The sequence below is a fragment of the Pseudomonas sp. Ma2-10 genome (assembly GCF_054330215.1).
This window is the reverse complement of the sequence record NZ_JBTEYL010000001.1, coordinates 422,944-439,204: the sequence shown is the minus strand read 5'-3', so window position 1 is coordinate 439,204 and position 16,261 is coordinate 422,944. Positions and strand designations below refer to the sequence as shown.

The 16,261-nt window shown below is 59.5% G+C and carries 14 protein-coding genes and 2 pseudogenes; 10 read left to right on the top strand and 6 right to left on the bottom strand.

Going from position 1 to position 16,261, the window contains the following annotated elements; all coding sequences use genetic code 11:
• Nucleotides 1-125 precede the first annotated feature (125 nt).
• The 7 genes from mreC to tldD all read left to right on the top strand — a co-directional run bounded on the left by mreC (nucleotide 126) and on the right by tldD (nucleotide 10,015).
• Complete coding sequence (gene mreC / locus ACXPVS_RS01960) at nucleotides 126-1,094, top strand: rod shape-determining protein MreC (RefSeq protein WP_458508516.1); 969 nt, start codon at nucleotides 126-128, stop codon at nucleotides 1,092-1,094.
• Nucleotides 1,094-1,585: a rod shape-determining protein MreD gene (gene mreD / locus ACXPVS_RS01955; RefSeq protein ID WP_458508406.1), complete on the top strand. Its 492-nt coding sequence runs from the start codon at nucleotides 1,094-1,096 to the stop codon at nucleotides 1,583-1,585. Before mreC ends, mreD begins: the two co-directional genes overlap by 1 nt.
• A 44-nt stretch (nucleotides 1,586-1,629) precedes the next feature.
• Entirely contained in the window at nucleotides 1,630-2,226 is a 597-nt protein-coding gene (locus ACXPVS_RS01950) for a Maf family protein (RefSeq protein WP_458508405.1), read from the top strand.
• A 57-nt stretch (nucleotides 2,227-2,283) separates the two neighbouring features.
• Entirely contained in the window at nucleotides 2,284-3,741 is a 1,458-nt protein-coding gene (gene rng / locus ACXPVS_RS01945; RefSeq protein WP_458508404.1) for a ribonuclease G, read from the top strand.
• A gap of 75 nt (nucleotides 3,742-3,816) precedes the next feature.
• Complete coding sequence (locus ACXPVS_RS01940; RefSeq protein WP_458508403.1) at nucleotides 3,817-7,623, top strand: YhdP family protein; 3,807 nt, start codon at nucleotides 3,817-3,819, stop codon at nucleotides 7,621-7,623.
• An 82-nt stretch (nucleotides 7,624-7,705) separates the two neighbouring features.
• Nucleotides 7,706-8,554 carry a carbon-nitrogen hydrolase family protein gene (locus tag ACXPVS_RS01935; protein WP_458508402.1) on the top strand — a complete coding sequence of 283 codons (849 nt, stop codon included), beginning with the start codon at nucleotides 7,706-7,708 and terminating at the stop codon, nucleotides 8,552-8,554.
• Between the two features lie 18 nt (nucleotides 8,555-8,572).
• Nucleotides 8,573-10,015 carry a metalloprotease TldD gene (tldD, locus tag ACXPVS_RS01930; protein ID WP_008148876.1) on the top strand — a complete coding sequence of 481 codons (1,443 nt, stop codon included), beginning with the start codon at nucleotides 8,573-8,575 and terminating at the stop codon, nucleotides 10,013-10,015.
• Between the two features lie 59 nt (nucleotides 10,016-10,074).
• On the opposite strand, the gene yjgA is transcribed toward tldD, so the two are convergent.
• Nucleotides 10,075-10,599: a ribosome biogenesis factor YjgA gene (gene yjgA, locus ACXPVS_RS01925; protein ID WP_347803536.1), complete on the bottom strand. Its 525-nt coding sequence runs from the start codon at nucleotides 10,597-10,599 to the stop codon at nucleotides 10,075-10,077.
• Between the two features lie 108 nt (nucleotides 10,600-10,707).
• On the opposite strand from yjgA, the gene pmbA reads away from it, so the two are divergent.
• The 3 genes and pseudogenes from pmbA to ACXPVS_RS01910 all read left to right on the top strand — a co-directional run.
• Nucleotides 10,708-12,054: a metalloprotease PmbA gene (pmbA, locus tag ACXPVS_RS01920; protein WP_458508401.1), complete on the top strand. Its 1,347-nt coding sequence runs from the start codon at nucleotides 10,708-10,710 to the stop codon at nucleotides 12,052-12,054.
• 256 nt (nucleotides 12,055-12,310) lie between these two features.
• Nucleotides 12,311-12,502: pseudogene (locus tag ACXPVS_RS01915) on the top strand (hypothetical protein); the annotation flags it as partial.
• A 78-nt stretch (nucleotides 12,503-12,580) separates the two neighbouring features.
• Nucleotides 12,581-12,709, top strand: a pseudogene (locus tag ACXPVS_RS01910) (ZIP family metal transporter); the annotation flags it as partial.
• A gap of 7 nt (nucleotides 12,710-12,716) precedes the next feature.
• On the opposite strand, the gene ACXPVS_RS01905 reads toward ACXPVS_RS01910, so the two are convergent.
• The 5 genes from ACXPVS_RS01905 to ACXPVS_RS01885 all read right to left on the bottom strand — a co-directional run bounded on the left by ACXPVS_RS01905 (nucleotide 12,717) and on the right by ACXPVS_RS01885 (nucleotide 16,221).
• Entirely contained in the window at nucleotides 12,717-12,992 is a 276-nt protein-coding gene (locus tag ACXPVS_RS01905) for an HPr family phosphocarrier protein (RefSeq protein WP_458508400.1), read from the bottom strand.
• A gap of 15 nt (nucleotides 12,993-13,007) precedes the next feature.
• Nucleotides 13,008-13,865, bottom strand: a complete 858-nt coding sequence (gene rapZ / locus ACXPVS_RS01900; protein WP_149630552.1) for an RNase adapter RapZ — start codon at nucleotides 13,863-13,865, stop codon at nucleotides 13,008-13,010.
• Between the two features lie 2 nt (nucleotides 13,866-13,867).
• Nucleotides 13,868-14,332, bottom strand: a complete 465-nt coding sequence (gene ptsN, locus ACXPVS_RS01895; protein WP_008150761.1) for a PTS IIA-like nitrogen regulatory protein PtsN — start codon at nucleotides 14,330-14,332, stop codon at nucleotides 13,868-13,870.
• A 12-nt stretch (nucleotides 14,333-14,344) separates the two neighbouring features.
• On the bottom strand, nucleotides 14,345-14,653 hold the full coding sequence (gene hpf, locus ACXPVS_RS01890) for a ribosome hibernation-promoting factor, HPF/YfiA family (protein ID WP_007941242.1): 309 nt from the start codon (nucleotides 14,651-14,653) through the stop codon (nucleotides 14,345-14,347).
• A gap of 74 nt (nucleotides 14,654-14,727) precedes the next feature.
• Entirely contained in the window at nucleotides 14,728-16,221 is a 1,494-nt protein-coding gene (locus ACXPVS_RS01885; protein ID WP_458508399.1) for an RNA polymerase factor sigma-54, read from the bottom strand.
• Nucleotides 16,222-16,261 lie beyond the last annotated feature (40 nt).

Sequence of the window (16,261 nt, the reverse complement as noted above, 5' to 3'; positions counted from 1 at the left end):
TGCTGTTTAGCGCGCAGGCAGCACTTTGCAGTGCTGCCTGTTGGCGTTTATCTTCTGTCAGTCTGCATCCAGGCCGGTTTGATGCCGTATGAATAAAGAGAACATTTGCCTGGGAGGAGCGGCTTATTAAACCGCTTTTCACCAAAGGGCCTTCGCTGGGCGTGCGCTTGTTGGTGCTGGTCGTGCTATCGGTCGCGCTGATGGTGGTCGATGCCCGCTTCACACTGCTCAAGCCAGTGCGTAGCCAAATGTCGCTGGTGCTGATGCAGTCTTACTGGATCACCGACCTGCCACAGCGGCTATGGCAGGGTGTGGCCAGCCAATTTGGCAGCCGCACCGAACTGGTCGCCGAAAACGAAAAACTCAAAACCGAAAACCTGCTGTTGCAGGGCCGCATGCAAAAGCTTGCCGCCCTCACCGAGCAGAACGTCCGGCTGCGCGAGTTGCTCAACTCCTCCGCGCTGGTCAACGAGAAGGTCGAAGTGGCCGAGCTGATCGGCATGGACCCCAATCCCTTCACCCACCGCATCATCATCAATAAAGGTGAGCGCGACGGTGTCGTCCTCGGTCAGCCGGTGCTCGATGCCCGTGGCTTGATGGGCCAGGTGGTCGAGTTGATGCCGTACACCTCTCGTGTGCTGTTGCTGACCGACATCACTCACAGCATTCCGGTGCAGGTAAACCGCAACGGTCTGCGGGCGATTGCCAGCGGCACCGGCAACCCGGAACGCCTGGAACTGCGTCACGTGGCCGATACCGCCGACATTAAAGAAGGCGACTTGCTGGTCAGCTCTGGCCTGGGGCAGCGGTTCCCGGCGGGTTACCCGGTAGCGACGGTCAGGGAAGTGATTCACGATTCCGGTCAACCGTTCGCTATTGTGCGCGCCGTGCCGACCGCCGCGTTGAATCGTAGCCGCTACTTGCTGCTGGTGTTCACCGACGGTCGTACAGCCGAAGAGCGCGCCAATGACGCTGCGCAGGCTCAAGAGGCCTTGGACCAGCACGGTGGTGGCCCCGTCATTCCCGCGACCGTACCCAAACCTGCAGCCAAACCGCCAGTCTCTGTGCCGGCTACCACAGGAGGACGAGAATAATGGTGGGTGCTACTGCCTCCCGAAACGGCTGGATAGTCTGGCTGACATTCGCCATAGGCATGCTGCTCAGCGTTTCGCCGCTGCCACAATTCATGGAAATCCTCCGTCCATTGTGGCTAGCCTTGCTGCTGGCATTCTGGGCGTTAGCCATGCCGCAGAAAGTCGGGATGGTCACCGCGTGGTGCCTGGGCCTGGTCGAAGACGTGCTTTATGGCACGCTGCTGGGCCAGAACGCATTGATCCTGACGCTGATCACGTACTTGGTGCTGGTGCTGCAACAGCGCCTGCGCATGTTCCCGATGTGGCAACAGAGCCTGATGATCCTGGTGATCTTCGGCCTCGCGCAGCTTGTTCAGCTATGGCTCAGCGCTCTGACTGGCAATCGTCAGCCGACGCTGGCGCTGGTCTTGCCGGCACTGGTCAGCGCATTGCTCTGGCCGTGGGTCAGCTACGGTTTGCGCGGTTTGCATCGACGCTACAAAATCAATTAATTCGGTCAGGCATTTGCCCGCACCTCGACAAGGGAGATGTCTTGATGAAATTGTTGTACCTGGCCTCAGGCTCGCCGCGTCGACGTGAACTGCTCACGCAGATCGGCGTGCCGTTCTCCGTCATCAGTGCGGACATTGATGAAACCCCTTTAGAAAATGAATCCCCTTCGGCCTATGTCGAGCGCCTGGCGCGCTGCAAAGCCGAGGCCGGGCGTCGGACCGTCGTGTCCGATACAGATTTTTGCGTGCTGGGCGCCGACACCGCCGTGGTGCTGGACGGTAAAATTTTGGGCAAGCCGGTTGATGAAGCGCAAGCGTGCGCCATGCTGATGATGTTGTCCGGGTGTGAGCATGAAGTCCTGACGGCGATTGCGGTGCTCGGTGGTGAGCGTTGCGAGTCTCGGGTGGTGAGCAGTCGGGTGCGTTTTCGCAACATCAGTCGTGATGAGGCGGTGGCCTACTGGGCCAGCGGCGAGCCACAGGACAAGGCCGGCGGCTATGGCATTCAAGGGCTCGGAGCGGTGTTTGTCGCCGGGCTCAATGGCAGTTACTCGGCGGTGGTCGGGTTACCGCTGTGCGAAACCGCTGAGCTGTTGGGCCATTTCGGCATACCCTGTTGGCAAACCCTTAACGCGCGTTGAGCGTCGTACTGACAAGATGCGGCCATTATCGTGAACATGCCTGAACGAGACCCTGCCATGAGTGAAGAGATCCTGATCAACATCACGCCGATGGAATCGCGCGTGGCGGTGGTTGAAAACGGTGTTCTGCAAGAGGTCCACGTCGAGCGCACGCAAAAGCGCGGGATCGTCGGCAACATCTATAAAGGCAAGGTCGTGCGGGTATTGCCCGGCATGCAGGCGGCATTTGTCGACATCGGACTGGACCGCGCCGCGTTCATTCATGCCTCGGAAATCTCCCTGCGCGAAGGCCCTGCGGTCGAGAGCATCAGCGCTCTGGTTCACGAAGGTCAGAGCCTGGTGGTGCAAGTGACCAAGGACCCGATCGGCTCAAAAGGCGCGCGCCTGACGACCCAGTTGTCGATTCCGTCGCGTTATCTGGTGTACATGCCGCGCACCGCGCACGTTGGCATTTCGTTGAAAATCGAAGACGAAGCCGAGCGTGAACGTCTCAAACAAGTGGTCACTGACTGTGTGGCCAAAGAAGGCATCAAAGAGGTCGGCGGCTTCATCCTGCGCACCGCAGCCGAAGGTGCCGGTGCCGAAGAAATCCTCATGGATATTCGCTACCTGCGTCGTCTCTGGGATCAGATCAACGAGCAGATCAAAACCATCGGCGCACCGAGTGTGATCTACGAAGACCTCGGCCTGGCGCTGCGCACCTTGCGTGATCTGGTGAGCCCGAAGATCGAGAAGATCCGGATCGACTCCCGGGAGACCTTCCAGAAAACCACACAGTTCGTTGCCGAACTGATGCCGGAAATCGCCGATCGTCTTGAGCATTACCCGGGTGAGCGGCCGATTTTCGACCTGTATGGCGTCGAAGACGAAATCCAGAAAGCCCTGGAACGTAAAGTCCCGCTGAAATCCGGCGGCTACCTGGTGGTCGATCCGGCTGAAGCCATGAGCACCATTGACGTCAACACCGGGGCGTTCGTCGGCCATCGCAACCTTGAAGAAACCATTTTCAAGACCAACCTCGAAGCCGCGACCGCCATTGCCCGCCAGCTGCGCCTGCGCAACCTGGGCGGGATCATCATCATCGACTTCATCGACATGGAAGATGAAGAGCACCAGCGTCAGGTGTTGCGCACACTCGAGAAGCAGCTGGAGCGCGATCATGCCAAGACCAACATCATCGGCATCACCGAGTTGGGCCTGGTGCAGATGACCCGCAAGCGCACTCGCGAAAGTCTTGAACAAGTGCTGTGCGAGCCGTGCAGCAGCTGTCAGGGCCGCGGCAAGCTCAAGACGCCGGAAACCGTTTGCTACGAAATTTTCCGCGAAATCCTCCGGGAAGCGCGCGCCTATCAGGCGGAAGGCTATCGTGTATTGGCAAACCAGAAAGTGGTTGACCGTTTGCTCGATGAAGAATCGGGCAATGTCGCCGAGCTCGAAGGTTTTATCGGGCGCACCATCCGGTTCCAGGTGGAAACCATGTATTCCCAGGAACAATACGACGTGGTGCTGCTCTGAATCGCGGTCTTCCAACCCTGCTAGAACGGCTGGCCTCAGCTTTTTGCAGTATTTTTGCCATGGGAGCCACCTGACATGGAGCGTCTGACACGCATTTTGGCCGCACTGACCCGCTGGGGTCTGGGGCTGTGTGCGTTGGTGTTGGTGTTGTTGGCGTTATACGTCAGCCTCGGCCGAGAGCTGACCCCGCTGGTGGCCGAGTACCGTGCCGAAGTCGAAGCCAAAGCCAGTGCTGCCTTGGGTATGCCGCTGAATATCGGTGAACTGGAAGGTAGCTGGAGTGGTTTTGCTCCGATCATGCTGGCTCACGACGTGATGGTCGGCGAGGGCGCCAATGCCTTGCGTCTGGATCAGGTGCGCGCGGTACCGGATCTTTGGGCCAGCCTGATGGCGCGTGAAGTGCGCATCGCTCACCTGGAACTCAGCGGCCTGAAGATCAGCCTCAAGGAAAGCGAGGACGGCCATTGGGCGCTGGAAGGTTTGCCGGTCCAGCAGGATCAGCCGCTGGATCCTGCGCAATTGCTCAATCGCATGCAGGTGGTTCAGCAACTGTCGGTACTCGATAGCCAAGTCACTTTCCAGCCACTGCAAGAGCAGCCGCTGACCCTGACATACGTCGGGCTGAATCTGAAAACCGGCGTCTCCCGCCAGCGACTCGATGCGCGCTTGACTCTGCCCGACGGACAACCGGTGGCAATCAGTCTGCGGACCCGCCTGCGCGCCAGCGAATGGAAAGACGGCGAGGCCGAAGCTTATTTGAGCCTGCCGCAAAGCGACTGGTCGAAATGGTTGCCTGAGCGACTGACCCAGCAATGGAATTTTTCCGAGTTCAAGGCTGGCGGCGAGCTTTGGGTGAACTGGAACAAGGGTGCCCTGCAAAGTGCTGCGATTCGCCTGAACGCACCGCAACTCAAGGGTGCGTACGCCGAGCGCAAGCCGATCCAGATCAACAATCTGGCGCTCAATGGCTATTACCAGCGCAGCTCCGAAGGCGTGCTGGTAACCCTGGATTCGCTGGCCATGAACCTGGGTGAGACCCGTTGGGAATCGCATGTGCAACTCAAACAAAATGCGGCGACCGACAAGGCTGAAGAGCTTTGGCATCTGCAAGCCGACCGCCTCGATCTCACCCCGATCACCCCGATACTGAATGCCTTGGGGCCGCTGCCCGAAGGCATCGCCACCGCCGTCGAACGACTCAAAGTGACCGGCGGCCTGCGCAACGTGCTGATCGACTTCCGGCCCAATGCCACCGACGACAGCAAATTCAGCTTTGCCGCCAACCTGGATCGGGTCGGCTTCGATGCCTATCACGGCGCTCCGGCGGCACGAAATGTCAGTGGCAGCATCAGCGGTGATCTGGGCAGTGGCGAGTTGCGCATGGACAGCAAGGATTTTTCCCTGCATCTGGACCCAATCTTCGCCAAGCCATGGCAGTACATTCAGGCCAATGCCCGACTGACCTGGACGCTCGATAAAGAAGCCTTCACCTTGATCGCGCCATACCTGAAGGTGTTGGGCGAAGAAGGCAAGATTGCCGGCGACTTTCTGATTCGCCTGCATTTCGACCATACCCAGGAAGACTATATGGACCTGCGGGTGGGTCTGGTGGACGGCGACGGTCGATACACCGCCAAGTATTTGCCGGCCATGCTGAGTCCGGGGCTGGACGAATGGCTGCGAACAGCGATTCTCAAGGGTGCAGTGGACGAAGGCTTCTTCCAGTACCAGGGTTCGCTGAACCACGGTGCCGACGAGACTGCTCGCAGCATCAGCCTGTTCTTCAAGGTTCACGACGCCGAACTGGCCTTCCAGCCAGGCTGGCCACATGTCAGCAACGTCACGGGCGACGTGTTTGTAGAAGACAGCGGTGTGCGGATCCTGGCCAGCAAGGGGCAGTTGCTCAATACCCAGGTCAGCGACATTTACGTCAATATTCCTCATGTGCCAGCGGGGCAAAATGTCCATCTGTTCCTCGACGGTGAATTCGCTGGCGGGTTGGGCGATGGCCTGAATATTCTCCAGGAAGCACCGATCGGCACCGCAGCCACCTTTGCCGGTTGGGAAGGCGAGGGCGATCTGCGAGGCAAACTGAAACTGGACATTCCATTGGTCAAAGGCGAGCAGCCGAAGATCCTCGTCGACTTCAAGACCGCCAAGGCCCGCCTGAAACTGGCCGAGCCAACCCTGGAGCTGACTCAGCTCAAGGGCGATTTCCGTTTCGACAGCAGCAAGGGTTTGAGCGGGAAAAACATCACCGCGCGCGCTTTCGATAAACCGGTTACTGCACAGATTTTCGCCGATGGCGGCTCCGGCAACCTCAAGACTCGCGTCGCCGCCTCGGGCCAGGTCGAGGTCAAGAAACTCACTGATTGGCTGAGTGTTACTCAGCCGTTGCCCGTGTCCGGTGTGATCCCTTATCAGCTGCAACTGACCCTTGATGGGGCCGACAGTCAATTGATGGTCAGATCCAACCTCAAGGGGGTCGCAATCAATTTGCCGGCGCCGTTCGGCATGGCGCCCGACGTCGGCCGCGACACCACGTTCCGCATGACCCTACAGGGGCCCGAGCGCCGCTACCGGGTCAACTACGGTGAGCTGGCGAACTTCGCGTTTGCGGCGCCGGCCGGCAACTTTGCCTACGGGCGCGGTGAGTTGTTCCTGGGGGGCGGCAATGCCGTGCTACCTGGGGCTAAAGGCCTGCGGGTGCGCGGTGTGTTGTCGGAACTGGATGTTGGCCCGTGGAAGGATCTGGTAGACAAGTATGCTGGCCAGGATCCGGGCGGCAACGCCAAGCAGTTGCTCAGCGGTGTGGATCTCAAGATTGGCAAGCTCAGCGGTGTCGGCACTACGCTCGATCAGGCTTCCGTGCAGTTGAATCGCAAACCTGCTGCGTGGGCTTTGCAGCTCGACAGTCAGCAGGTCAAGGGCAGTGCCAGCATCCCTGATGCGACGAAAGGCGCGCCGATTGCGATCAATCTGCAATACGTGCGTTTGCCGGCGCCAGACCCGACGGTCCTGGCCGACGAAAACTCGTCAGATCCGCTGGCCTCGGTGGATCCGACGAAGATCCCGGCACTGGATATCACCATCAATCAGCTGTTCCAGGGCAAGGACCTCGTCGGGGCCTGGCATCTGAAAATCCGTCCGACCGCCAAGGGCATTGCGTTTAATACGCTGGATCTGGGCCTCAAGGGCATTCTCCTGCAGGGCCGCGGCGGTTGGGAAGGCACGCCCGGATCCAGCGGCAGTTGGTACAAGGGCCGGATCAGCGGCAAGAATCTAGCCGATGTACTGAAGGGCTGGGGCTTTGCGCCGAGTGTCACCAGTGAAGATTTTCATATGGATGTCGATGGTCGCTGGCCCGGTTCGCCGGCCTGGCTGGCCACCAAGCGCTTCTCTGGAACCCTCGATGCTTCGCTGAATAAGGGTCAGTTTGTTGAAATTGAAGGCAGCGCCCAGGCGTTGCGAGTGTTTGGCTTGCTGAACTTCAACTCCATCGGCCGCCGGTTGCGTCTGGACTTCTCCGACCTGTTCGGCAAAGGTTTGAGTTATGACCGGGTCAAAGGCCTGCTGGTTGCGACCAACGGCGTATACGTGACGCGTGAGCCGATCCGGATGACCGGTCCCTCGAGCAACATCGAACTCAACGGGACGCTGGACCTGGTAGGCGATATGGTCGATGCCAAGTTGCTGGTGACGTTGCCTGTGACCAACAACCTGCCGATTGCCGCGCTGATCGTCGGTGCACCGGCGATCGGCGGCGCGCTGTTCCTGATCGATAAGCTGATTGGTGACCGTGTAGCGCGTTTCGCCAGCGTCCAATACACCGTCAAGGGGCCGTGGAAAGAGCCGAAAATCACCTTCGACAAGCCTTTTTGACAAACTTTTTGAAAACGCACTTCCCAAGCCTATGGAGTAGCATGGCGGCCTGCCCTTATAAAAAGCGATGAAGGAGCGCGCCATGTCTGTAGCGGTGATTCAAATGGTCAGCCAGAGCGATGTGCTGGCGAATCTGGCCCAGGCCCGACGGCTGCTCGAGCACGCGGCGGCCGGTGGTGCGCAGCTTGCCGTGCTGCCGGAGAACTTCGCCGCCATGGGTCGTCGCGACACGGCCGGCATCGGCCGCGCCGAGGCATTGGGCGAAGGCCCGATCCTGCCATGGTTGAAACAGACCGCCCGCGACCTCAAGTTATGGATAGTGGCAGGCACATTGCCGTTGCCGCCGGTGGATCAACCGACGGCCAAAGTGCATGCCTGCTCGCTGCTGGTGGATGACCACGGCGAAACCGTTGCACGGTATGACAAGTTGCACCTTTTCGACGTCGATGTGGCGGACAATCGCGGGCGTTATCGCGAATCCGATGACTATGCTTATGGTCGTGGGGTAGTCGTGGCGGACACGCCCGTCGGTCGAGTCGGGCTGACGGTGTGTTACGACCTGCGCTTCCCGGAGCTATACAGCGAATTACGCGCTGCCGGGGCGGAGTTGATTACCGCGCCGTCGGCCTTTACCGCGGTGACTGGCGCGGCGCATTGGGAGGTGTTGATTCGAGCGCGGGCCATCGAAACTCAATGTTATGTGCTCGCGGCTGCCCAGGGTGGGACGCATCCGGGGCCGCGAGAAACCTTTGGCCATGCCGCGATTATCGACCCGTGGGGACGTGTGCTGGCGCAACAGGATCAAGGCGAGGCCGTGCTGCTGGCCGAACGCGATAGCAGCGAACAGGCGTCCATCAGGGCGCGGATGCCGGTATCCAGTCACCGGCGATTTTTCTCGCAGGGCGCCCAGCGACCTGCCTCAGAACGATGAATTTAAGGCGTAAAGCATATGAGCGAGTTGTTGTCCTCAGTCAGTGAACACCTCCTGGCGCCCGGCGGCGTAACAATCGAGAGCCTGCAAGGTGTGCTCGGCGATCTGGCCGGCCCGGGCATCGATGCTGCCGACCTGTATTTCCAGGGGCAGATTTCCGAGTCCTGGGCGCTGGAAGACGGGATCGTCAAGGAAGGCAGCTTCAATCTCGACCAGGGCGTCGGCGTGCGAGCGCAATCAGGCGAGAAAACCGGTTTTGCCTACAGCAATGCCATTACCCTTGAAGCCCTCGGCGCCGCGGCCCGTGCTGCACGTTCGATCTCCCGCGCCGGTCAGAACGGCACGGTGCAAGCCTTCACCACTCAGGATGTCGCCCAGTTGTACGGGCCGGACAACCCGTTGGAAGTCATGACCCGTGCCGAGAAGGTCGAACTGCTCAAGCGTATCGACGTCGCGACTCGCGCCCTCGACCCGCGTATCCAGCAAGTCACTGTGAGCATGGCCGGCGTCTGGGAACGAATCCTCGTGGCCTCCACCGACGGCGGCCTGGCAGCCGATGTACGGCCGTTGGTGCGCTTTAACGTCAGTGTGATCGTCGAGCAGAACGGTCGCCGTGAACGCGGCGGTCATGGCGGTGGCGGTCGTACCGATTACCGTTATTTCCTCAGCGATGACCGCGCCATGAGCTATGCCCGTGAAGCGCTGCGTCAGGCGTTGGTGAATCTGGAAGCCATTCCTGCGCCGGCCGGTACGTTGCCGGTGGTGCTGGGGTCGGGCTGGTCCGGTGTGTTGCTGCACGAAGCGGTCGGCCACGGTCTGGAAGGCGACTTCAACCGCAAGGGCAGTTCGGCCTACAGCGGGCGCATGGGCGAGATGGTTGCGTCCAAGCTTTGCACCATCGTTGATGATGGCACGCTGGCCGGTCGTCGCGGCTCCCTGAGCGTCGATGATGAAGGCACCCCGACCGAGTGCACGACGCTGATCGAAAACGGCGTACTCAAAGGCTACATGCAGGACAAACTCAACGCCCGCCTGATGGGCGTGGCCCGTACCGGTAACGGTCGTCGTGAATCCTACGCGCACCTGCCAATGCCGCGCATGACCAACACCTACATGCTGGCGGGCGAAAGCGACCCCGCAGAAATCATCGCCTCGGTGAAGCGCGGCATCTACTGCGCCAATCTCGGCGGCGGTCAGGTGGACATCACCAGCGGCAAGTTCGTGTTCTCCACCAGCGAGGCGTACCTGATTGAGGACGGCAAAATCACTGCCCCGGTCAAAGGCGCGACGTTGATCGGCAACGGGCCGGAGGCCATGAGCAAGGTGTCGATGGTCGGTAACGATCTGGCGCTGGACAGCGGCGTGGGCACGTGTGGCAAGGATGGGCAGTCGGTGCCGGTGGGTGTCGGCCAGCCAACGCTGAAAATCGATGCGATCACTGTGGGTGGCACAGGATCGTAAGGGCGTTTGAAAAAGTGAAGCTTCGGGTGGGCCGCGTGGCGACTCACCCGGGAAGAGATTTAACGCAGACCGCGTTGAGTCTCGTCCAGCTCACGGATGTACTTGAAGATTTTACGGCTCGATGCCGGTGGCTTGTTGGTCGCCAGTTCGTGCTGGGCCTGACGGATCAGGGAGCGCAATTGCTGACGATCAGCCTCCGGGTAGTCGACCACGAACTTCTCCAGGACCGCATCGTCGCCCGCGATCAAACGATCACGCCAGCGTTCCAGGCCATGGAAACGTTCGTTGTACTGCCGAGTGGAGGCATCGAGTTGATCGAGCAGAGTCAGAATGGCGTCAGTGTCCTGATCGCGCATCAGTTTGCCGATGAACATAAGGTGCCGTTTACGCGCGATATTCGCGGTGTGCTTGGAGGCATCGCCCAGAGCCCGGCGCAAAGCGTCGGTCAACGGCAGTTTTGCCAGCAAGTCAGGCTTGAGCGTTGTAAGGCGCTCGCCAAGGTCAACCAGAGCATGAAGCTCGCGTTTAACCTGGGATTTGCTTTTTTCTCCCGTATCGAGGGAGTCGTCGTAAGAATCAACCATGGTGGCCGTCCGCAAAGAAACGCCGCCATGATAACCAGTCGGGGGCCGCTTGTCCGGCCCGGTCGCTCGAAGGCCCCAGCCGAAAGCAGAATTTGAGTGGAGAACAGCATGAGTGCAGTTGAAAGCGTCGGCCCACAAGCGTTGCCGGCACTGCAAGAACAAGTCGAGCAGATCATCGCTGAAGCCAAGCGCCAGGGTGCCAGTGCCTGTGAAGTGGCGGTGTCCCTGGAGCAGGGCCTGTCCACCTCGGTGCGTCAGCGTGAAGTCGAAACCGTCGAATTCAACCGCGATCAGGGCTTCGGCATCACCTTGTACGTTGGCCAGCGCAAGGGTTCGGCCAGCACGTCCGCCAGCGGTCCGGAGGCGATTCGCGAAACCGTCGCCGCCGCCCTGGCCATCGCCAAGCACACGTCTGAAGACGAAGCTTCGGGCCTGGCGGATGCTGCGCTGATGGCCAAGGATCTGCAGGATTTCGACCTGTTCCACGAATGGGACATAACGCCGGAGCAAGCTATCGAGCAGGCCCTGGCCTGTGAAGCGGCGGCGTTTGCCACCGACAGCCGGATCAAGAATGCCGATGGCACCACCCTCAGCACCCACCAGGGCTGCCGTGTTTATGGCAACAGCCATGGTTTTATCGGCGGCTACGCGTCGACCCGGCACAGCCTGAGCTGCGTGATGATTGCCGAGGCCGACGGCCAGATGCAGCGCGATTACTGGTACGACGTGAACCGTCAGGGCAACTTGCTGGCCGACCCGGTGAGCATCGGCCAGCGTGCCGCGCAACGGGCGGCGAGCCGTCTGGGCGCGCGTCCAGTGCCGACCTGTGAAGTGCCGGTACTGTTTTCCGCAGAACTGGCCGGTGGTTTGTTCGGCAGTTTCCTCTCGGCGATTTCCGGCGGCAGTCTGTATCGAAAGTCCTCGTTCCTTGAAGGCACGCTGGGACAGAAACTGTTCCCGGAATGGCTGACCATCGATGAGCGTCCGCACCTGATGGGGGCTATGGGCAGTTCGGCGTTTGATGGCGATGGTCTGGCAACGTACGCCAAACCGTTCGTCGAAAAAGGCGAGTTGGTCTCATACATTCTCGGCACGTACTCTGGCCGTAAACTCGGGATGCCGAGCACCGCCAACGCTGGCGGTGTGCACAACCTGTTCGTCACCCATGGCGAAGAAGACCAGGCAGCCTTGCTGCGCCGCATGGGTCGCGGCCTGTTGGTGACTGAGTTGATGGGCCAGGGCCTGAACATGGTCACTGGCGATTACTCCCGTGGCGCGGCGGGTTACTGGGTCGAGAATGGTGAAATCCAGTTTGCGGTCCAGGAAGTGACCATCGCCGGCAACATGCGCGACATGTTCAAACAGATCGTTGCCGTCGGTAATGACCTGGAGCTGCGCAGCAACATTCGTACAGGTTCGGTGCTGATAGAACGTATGACGGTGGCGGGTAGCTAACGCAAACCGCTACACAAAAAAGGCGTACCACCCCATCAGGTGGCGCGCCTTTTTTTATGCGTCCTACATCGCTCCCACAATGAAGCTTATGCGTTTCGTCGGGGTGTTTCGGTTCTCAATACCGGGTGATTTGCGTCTGAACCAGCCTGAGGAGAGCGTCGAGTACCTGTGCGCCAGGACCATGCAGGACCCGTGACTGGCGCCGGCCCTGCGTGAAGCAGCGTTGCGCCAGAGCAGCAAAACATAGGTCGAGCTGCTGAATTTTATCAGCGAGTACGGCGAGTACCCGCGTACGCATCGATTGCTGCACATCGATGCGCAGACCATGGGAATCCATTACACCCTGCATCACCCGACCTACATCAACGACCTCAACGCTGCGGTGGAAGGCACCGGGTTTGCCGAGTGGCCGGAGCAGCTGCGCGCGGCGGCAATCCTGAAGGCTCCTTGGCTGAGGCGATCGATGAGTAACTGGACGAATGTTTTGTTGAGCATTCGGATGGCTGTTATTGCTGGCGGGGATGTCGCGTTGTTGTGCGCCTGGCTAGTGAGCCTGGCCGAACTGTTGTTGCCCTTGGGATTGGCACTGGCGGCCGGGGCAATGTTACTGATCGGGTTTTGCTTGATGATAGTGATGGATACAGCGCTCGACTAAGCGAGGGTTACTCGCCTTCGCCGAAGAAGTCGTTGATCAAATCCACCAATGCCTGCAGCGCCTCATCAGCTCGTTCACCTTCGGTGCTCAGGTGGATTTTGGTGCCCTTGCCTGCAGCGAGCATCATCATTGCCATGATGCTTTTTCCGTCGACCGTGGATTCCGGCGTGCGTCCTACTCTGATCGTGCAATCCTTGAACTCACCGGCGACGCCAACGAATTTTGCAGAAGCGCGGGCATGCAGGCCCAGCTTGTTGATGATTTCAATTTCCAGAGCAGGCATCGCGGTGTGAATCCTTTAGCTGAGGTCGCGGTGGCGAACCTGGACGTTCTTCAGGGTTTTTTGCAGGGCCTGCCCCAGACGTTCGGTCAGGTAGACGGAGCGGTGATGGCCGCCGGTGCAGCCAATGGCGATGGTGACATAAGCGCGGTTGCTGGCGGCAAAGCGTGGCAGCCACTTGAACAAGTAGGTGGAGATGTCCTGGAACATCTCTTCGACGTCCGGCTGTGCCGCCAGGTACTCGGCAACCGGTTGGTCGAGCCCGGATTGATCGCGCAATTCTGGCTTCCAGTAAGGGTTCGGCAGGCAGCGCACGTCGAACACCAGGTCAGCGTCCACCGGCATGCCACGCTTGAAGCCGAAGGACTCCACCAGGAACGCCGTACCGGGTTCCGGCTGGTTCAGCAGACGCAGCTTGATGGTATCTCGCAGCTGATACAGGTTCAGGTTGGTGGTGTTTACTTTGAGATCGGCGAGGTCGGCAATCGGCCCGAGCAGGGCGGTCTCATCATTGATGGCCTCGGCCAGCGAGCGATTGGCATTGCTCAGCGGGTGACGACGGCGGGTTTCCGAGAAACGTTTGAGCAAGGTTTCTTCGTCGGCGTCCAGATAAAGCACGTCACACTGGATATGCCGGCTGCGCACTTCTTCCAGTAGTTCGGGAAACCGCGACAAGTGGCTCGGCAAGTTACGCGCATCGATGGATACGGCAACCAGCGGTTGTGCCAGTTCGGTGTGAATCAACGCGCGTTCGGCCAGTTCCGGCAACAGACCGGCGGGCAGGTTGTCGATGCAGTAGTAGCCGTTGTCCTCAAGAACATCGAGTGCGGTACTTTTACCTGAGCCGGAGCGGCCACTGACGATGATCAAACGCATGATTAATGACCGTTTTGCTCGTCCAGGACAACCTGATACAAGGCTTCATTGCTCGGGGCGCTGCGCAGTTTTTCGCGCACTTCCTTGCGGTCGAGCATGCTGGCGATCTGGCGCAGTAACTCCAGGTGCGCATCGGTAGCAGCTTGCGGGACCAGCAGAACGAACAGCAGGTCAACCGGGGCGCCGTCGATGGCGTCGAAATCGATGGGTGCATCAAGGTGCATCAGGGCACTGATGGGCGAAGTACAGCCCTTCAGGCGGCAGTGGGGAATGGCGATGCCGTTGCCAAAACCGGTTGAGCCGAGTTTTTCGCGGGCAATCAGAGCCTCGAAGACATCTTGCATCTCCAGATCCGGTACTTCTTTGTGGATAAGGTTGGCAATTTGCTCGAGGGCTTTCTTTTTGCTGCCACCCGGCACGTTCACGAGGGAACGGCCGGGGGTCAGGATGCTTTCAAGTCGGATCATGGGTTGGGAGTGTTAACGACCGGTGGCGCCCTGGAGGAGGCTTTGGGTCTTTTCCTTATGCTTTTTGAGTTGTTTATCCAGCTTGTCGGTCAGTGCGTCGATCGCCGCATACATATCGGTATGCTCCGCGTTTGCGACCACTTCATTGCCGGGAATATGCAGCGTGGCTTCGATTTTCTGCTTGAGCTTTTCGACCGTCATCGTGACTTGCACGTTGGTGATCTTGTCGAAATGCCTCTCTAATCGTTCGAGTTTTTCGCCGATGTAGGTGCGAAGAGGTTCGGTCACTTCCAGTTGGTGTCCACTGATGTTGACTTGCATACAGCTTCTCCTTCGTTGCCAGTGCATAAAGCGGCAGGCAGAAATGCCTGCCACTGGAACGCTGTGGCGTGGCTCTACATCAACCGCTTGCGTTCGCTCGAAGGCGCGATCCCGAGGGATTCGCGGTACTTGGCGACGGTGCGGCGAGCCACCTGAATGCCTTGTGCCTCCAGTAAACCAGCGATCTTGCTGTCACTCAACGGCTTTTTCTGATTTTCCGCGGCAACCAGTTTTTTGATGATCGCGCGGATTGCCGTGGACGAGCATTCGCCGCCCTCGGAGGTGCTGACGTGGCTGGAGAAAAAGTATTTCAGTTCATATATGCCCCGTGGGGTATGCATGAATTTCTGCGTGGTCACCCGTGAAATCGTCGACTCGTGCATGCCCACCGCTTCGGCGATGTCATGCAGGACCAGCGGTTTCATGGCTTCGTCGCCGTATTCAAGAAAGCCGCGCTGATGTTCGACGATTTGAGTGGCTACTTTCATCAGGGTTTCGTTGCGGCTTTGCAGGCTTTTGATGAACCAGCGGGCCTCTTGCAACTGATTGCGCATGAAGGTGTTGTCGGCGCTGGTGTCGGCGCGGCGCACGAAACCGGCGTATTGGGCGTTGACCCGCAGTCGTGGCACGGATTCCTGGTTCAGTTCCACCAGCCAGCGCTCGTTGTCCTTGCGTACGATCACGTCTGGAACGACGTATTCGGCTTCGCCGGACTCGATTTGCGAGCCCGGGCGCGGGTTGAGGCTCTGCACCAGTTCGATCACCTGACGCAGTTCATCTTCCTTGAGCTTCATGCGACGCATCAGTTGGCTGTAGTCGCGGCTGCCGAGCAGGTCGATGTAATCGGTGACCAGGCGTTTGGCCTCGACCAGCCAAGGCGTCTTGGCGGGCAGCTGACGCAATTGCAACTGCAGGCATTCGCTCAGGTTGCGGGCGCCGATGCCAGCGGGTTCGAATTGCTGGATGCGGTGCAGGACGGCTTCTATTTCGTCCAGTTCGATATCCAGTTCCGGGTCGAAGGCTTCGAGGATCTCCTCGAGGGTTTCGTCCAGGTATCCCTGATTGTTGATGCAGTCGATCAGAGTTACAGCGATCAGGCGATCAGTGTCGGACATCGGGGCCAGGTTCAGTTGCCACAACAGGTGGCTTTGCAGGCTTTCGCCGGCCGATGTGCGGGTGGTGAAATCCCACTCGTCGTCATCGTTGCTCGGCAGGCTGCTGGCGCTGGTCTGGTAGACGTCTTCCCACGCGGTGTCGACGGGCAATTCGTTGGGGATGCGCTCATTCCAGTCGCCTTCCTCGAGGTTGTCCACCGTCGGGGCGGTTTCCTGGTAGGAGGGTTCCTGAATGTCGACGTTAGGTTGCTGTTCGGCTTTGTCGGCCAAGGGGTCGGCGTTATCGAAGTCGTCGCCTTCTTCCTGGCGTTCGAGCATCGGATTGGACTCCAAGGCCTCCTGGATTTCCTGTTGCAGGTCCAGGGTCGACAATTGGAGTAGGCGGATGGCCTGTTGCAGCTGCGGTGTCATCGTCAGCTGCTGGCCCATTCTCAAGACTAGCGATGGTTTCATGGCAGGGGCTTAACACCTTATTCGCCGGCGCACATGCGCC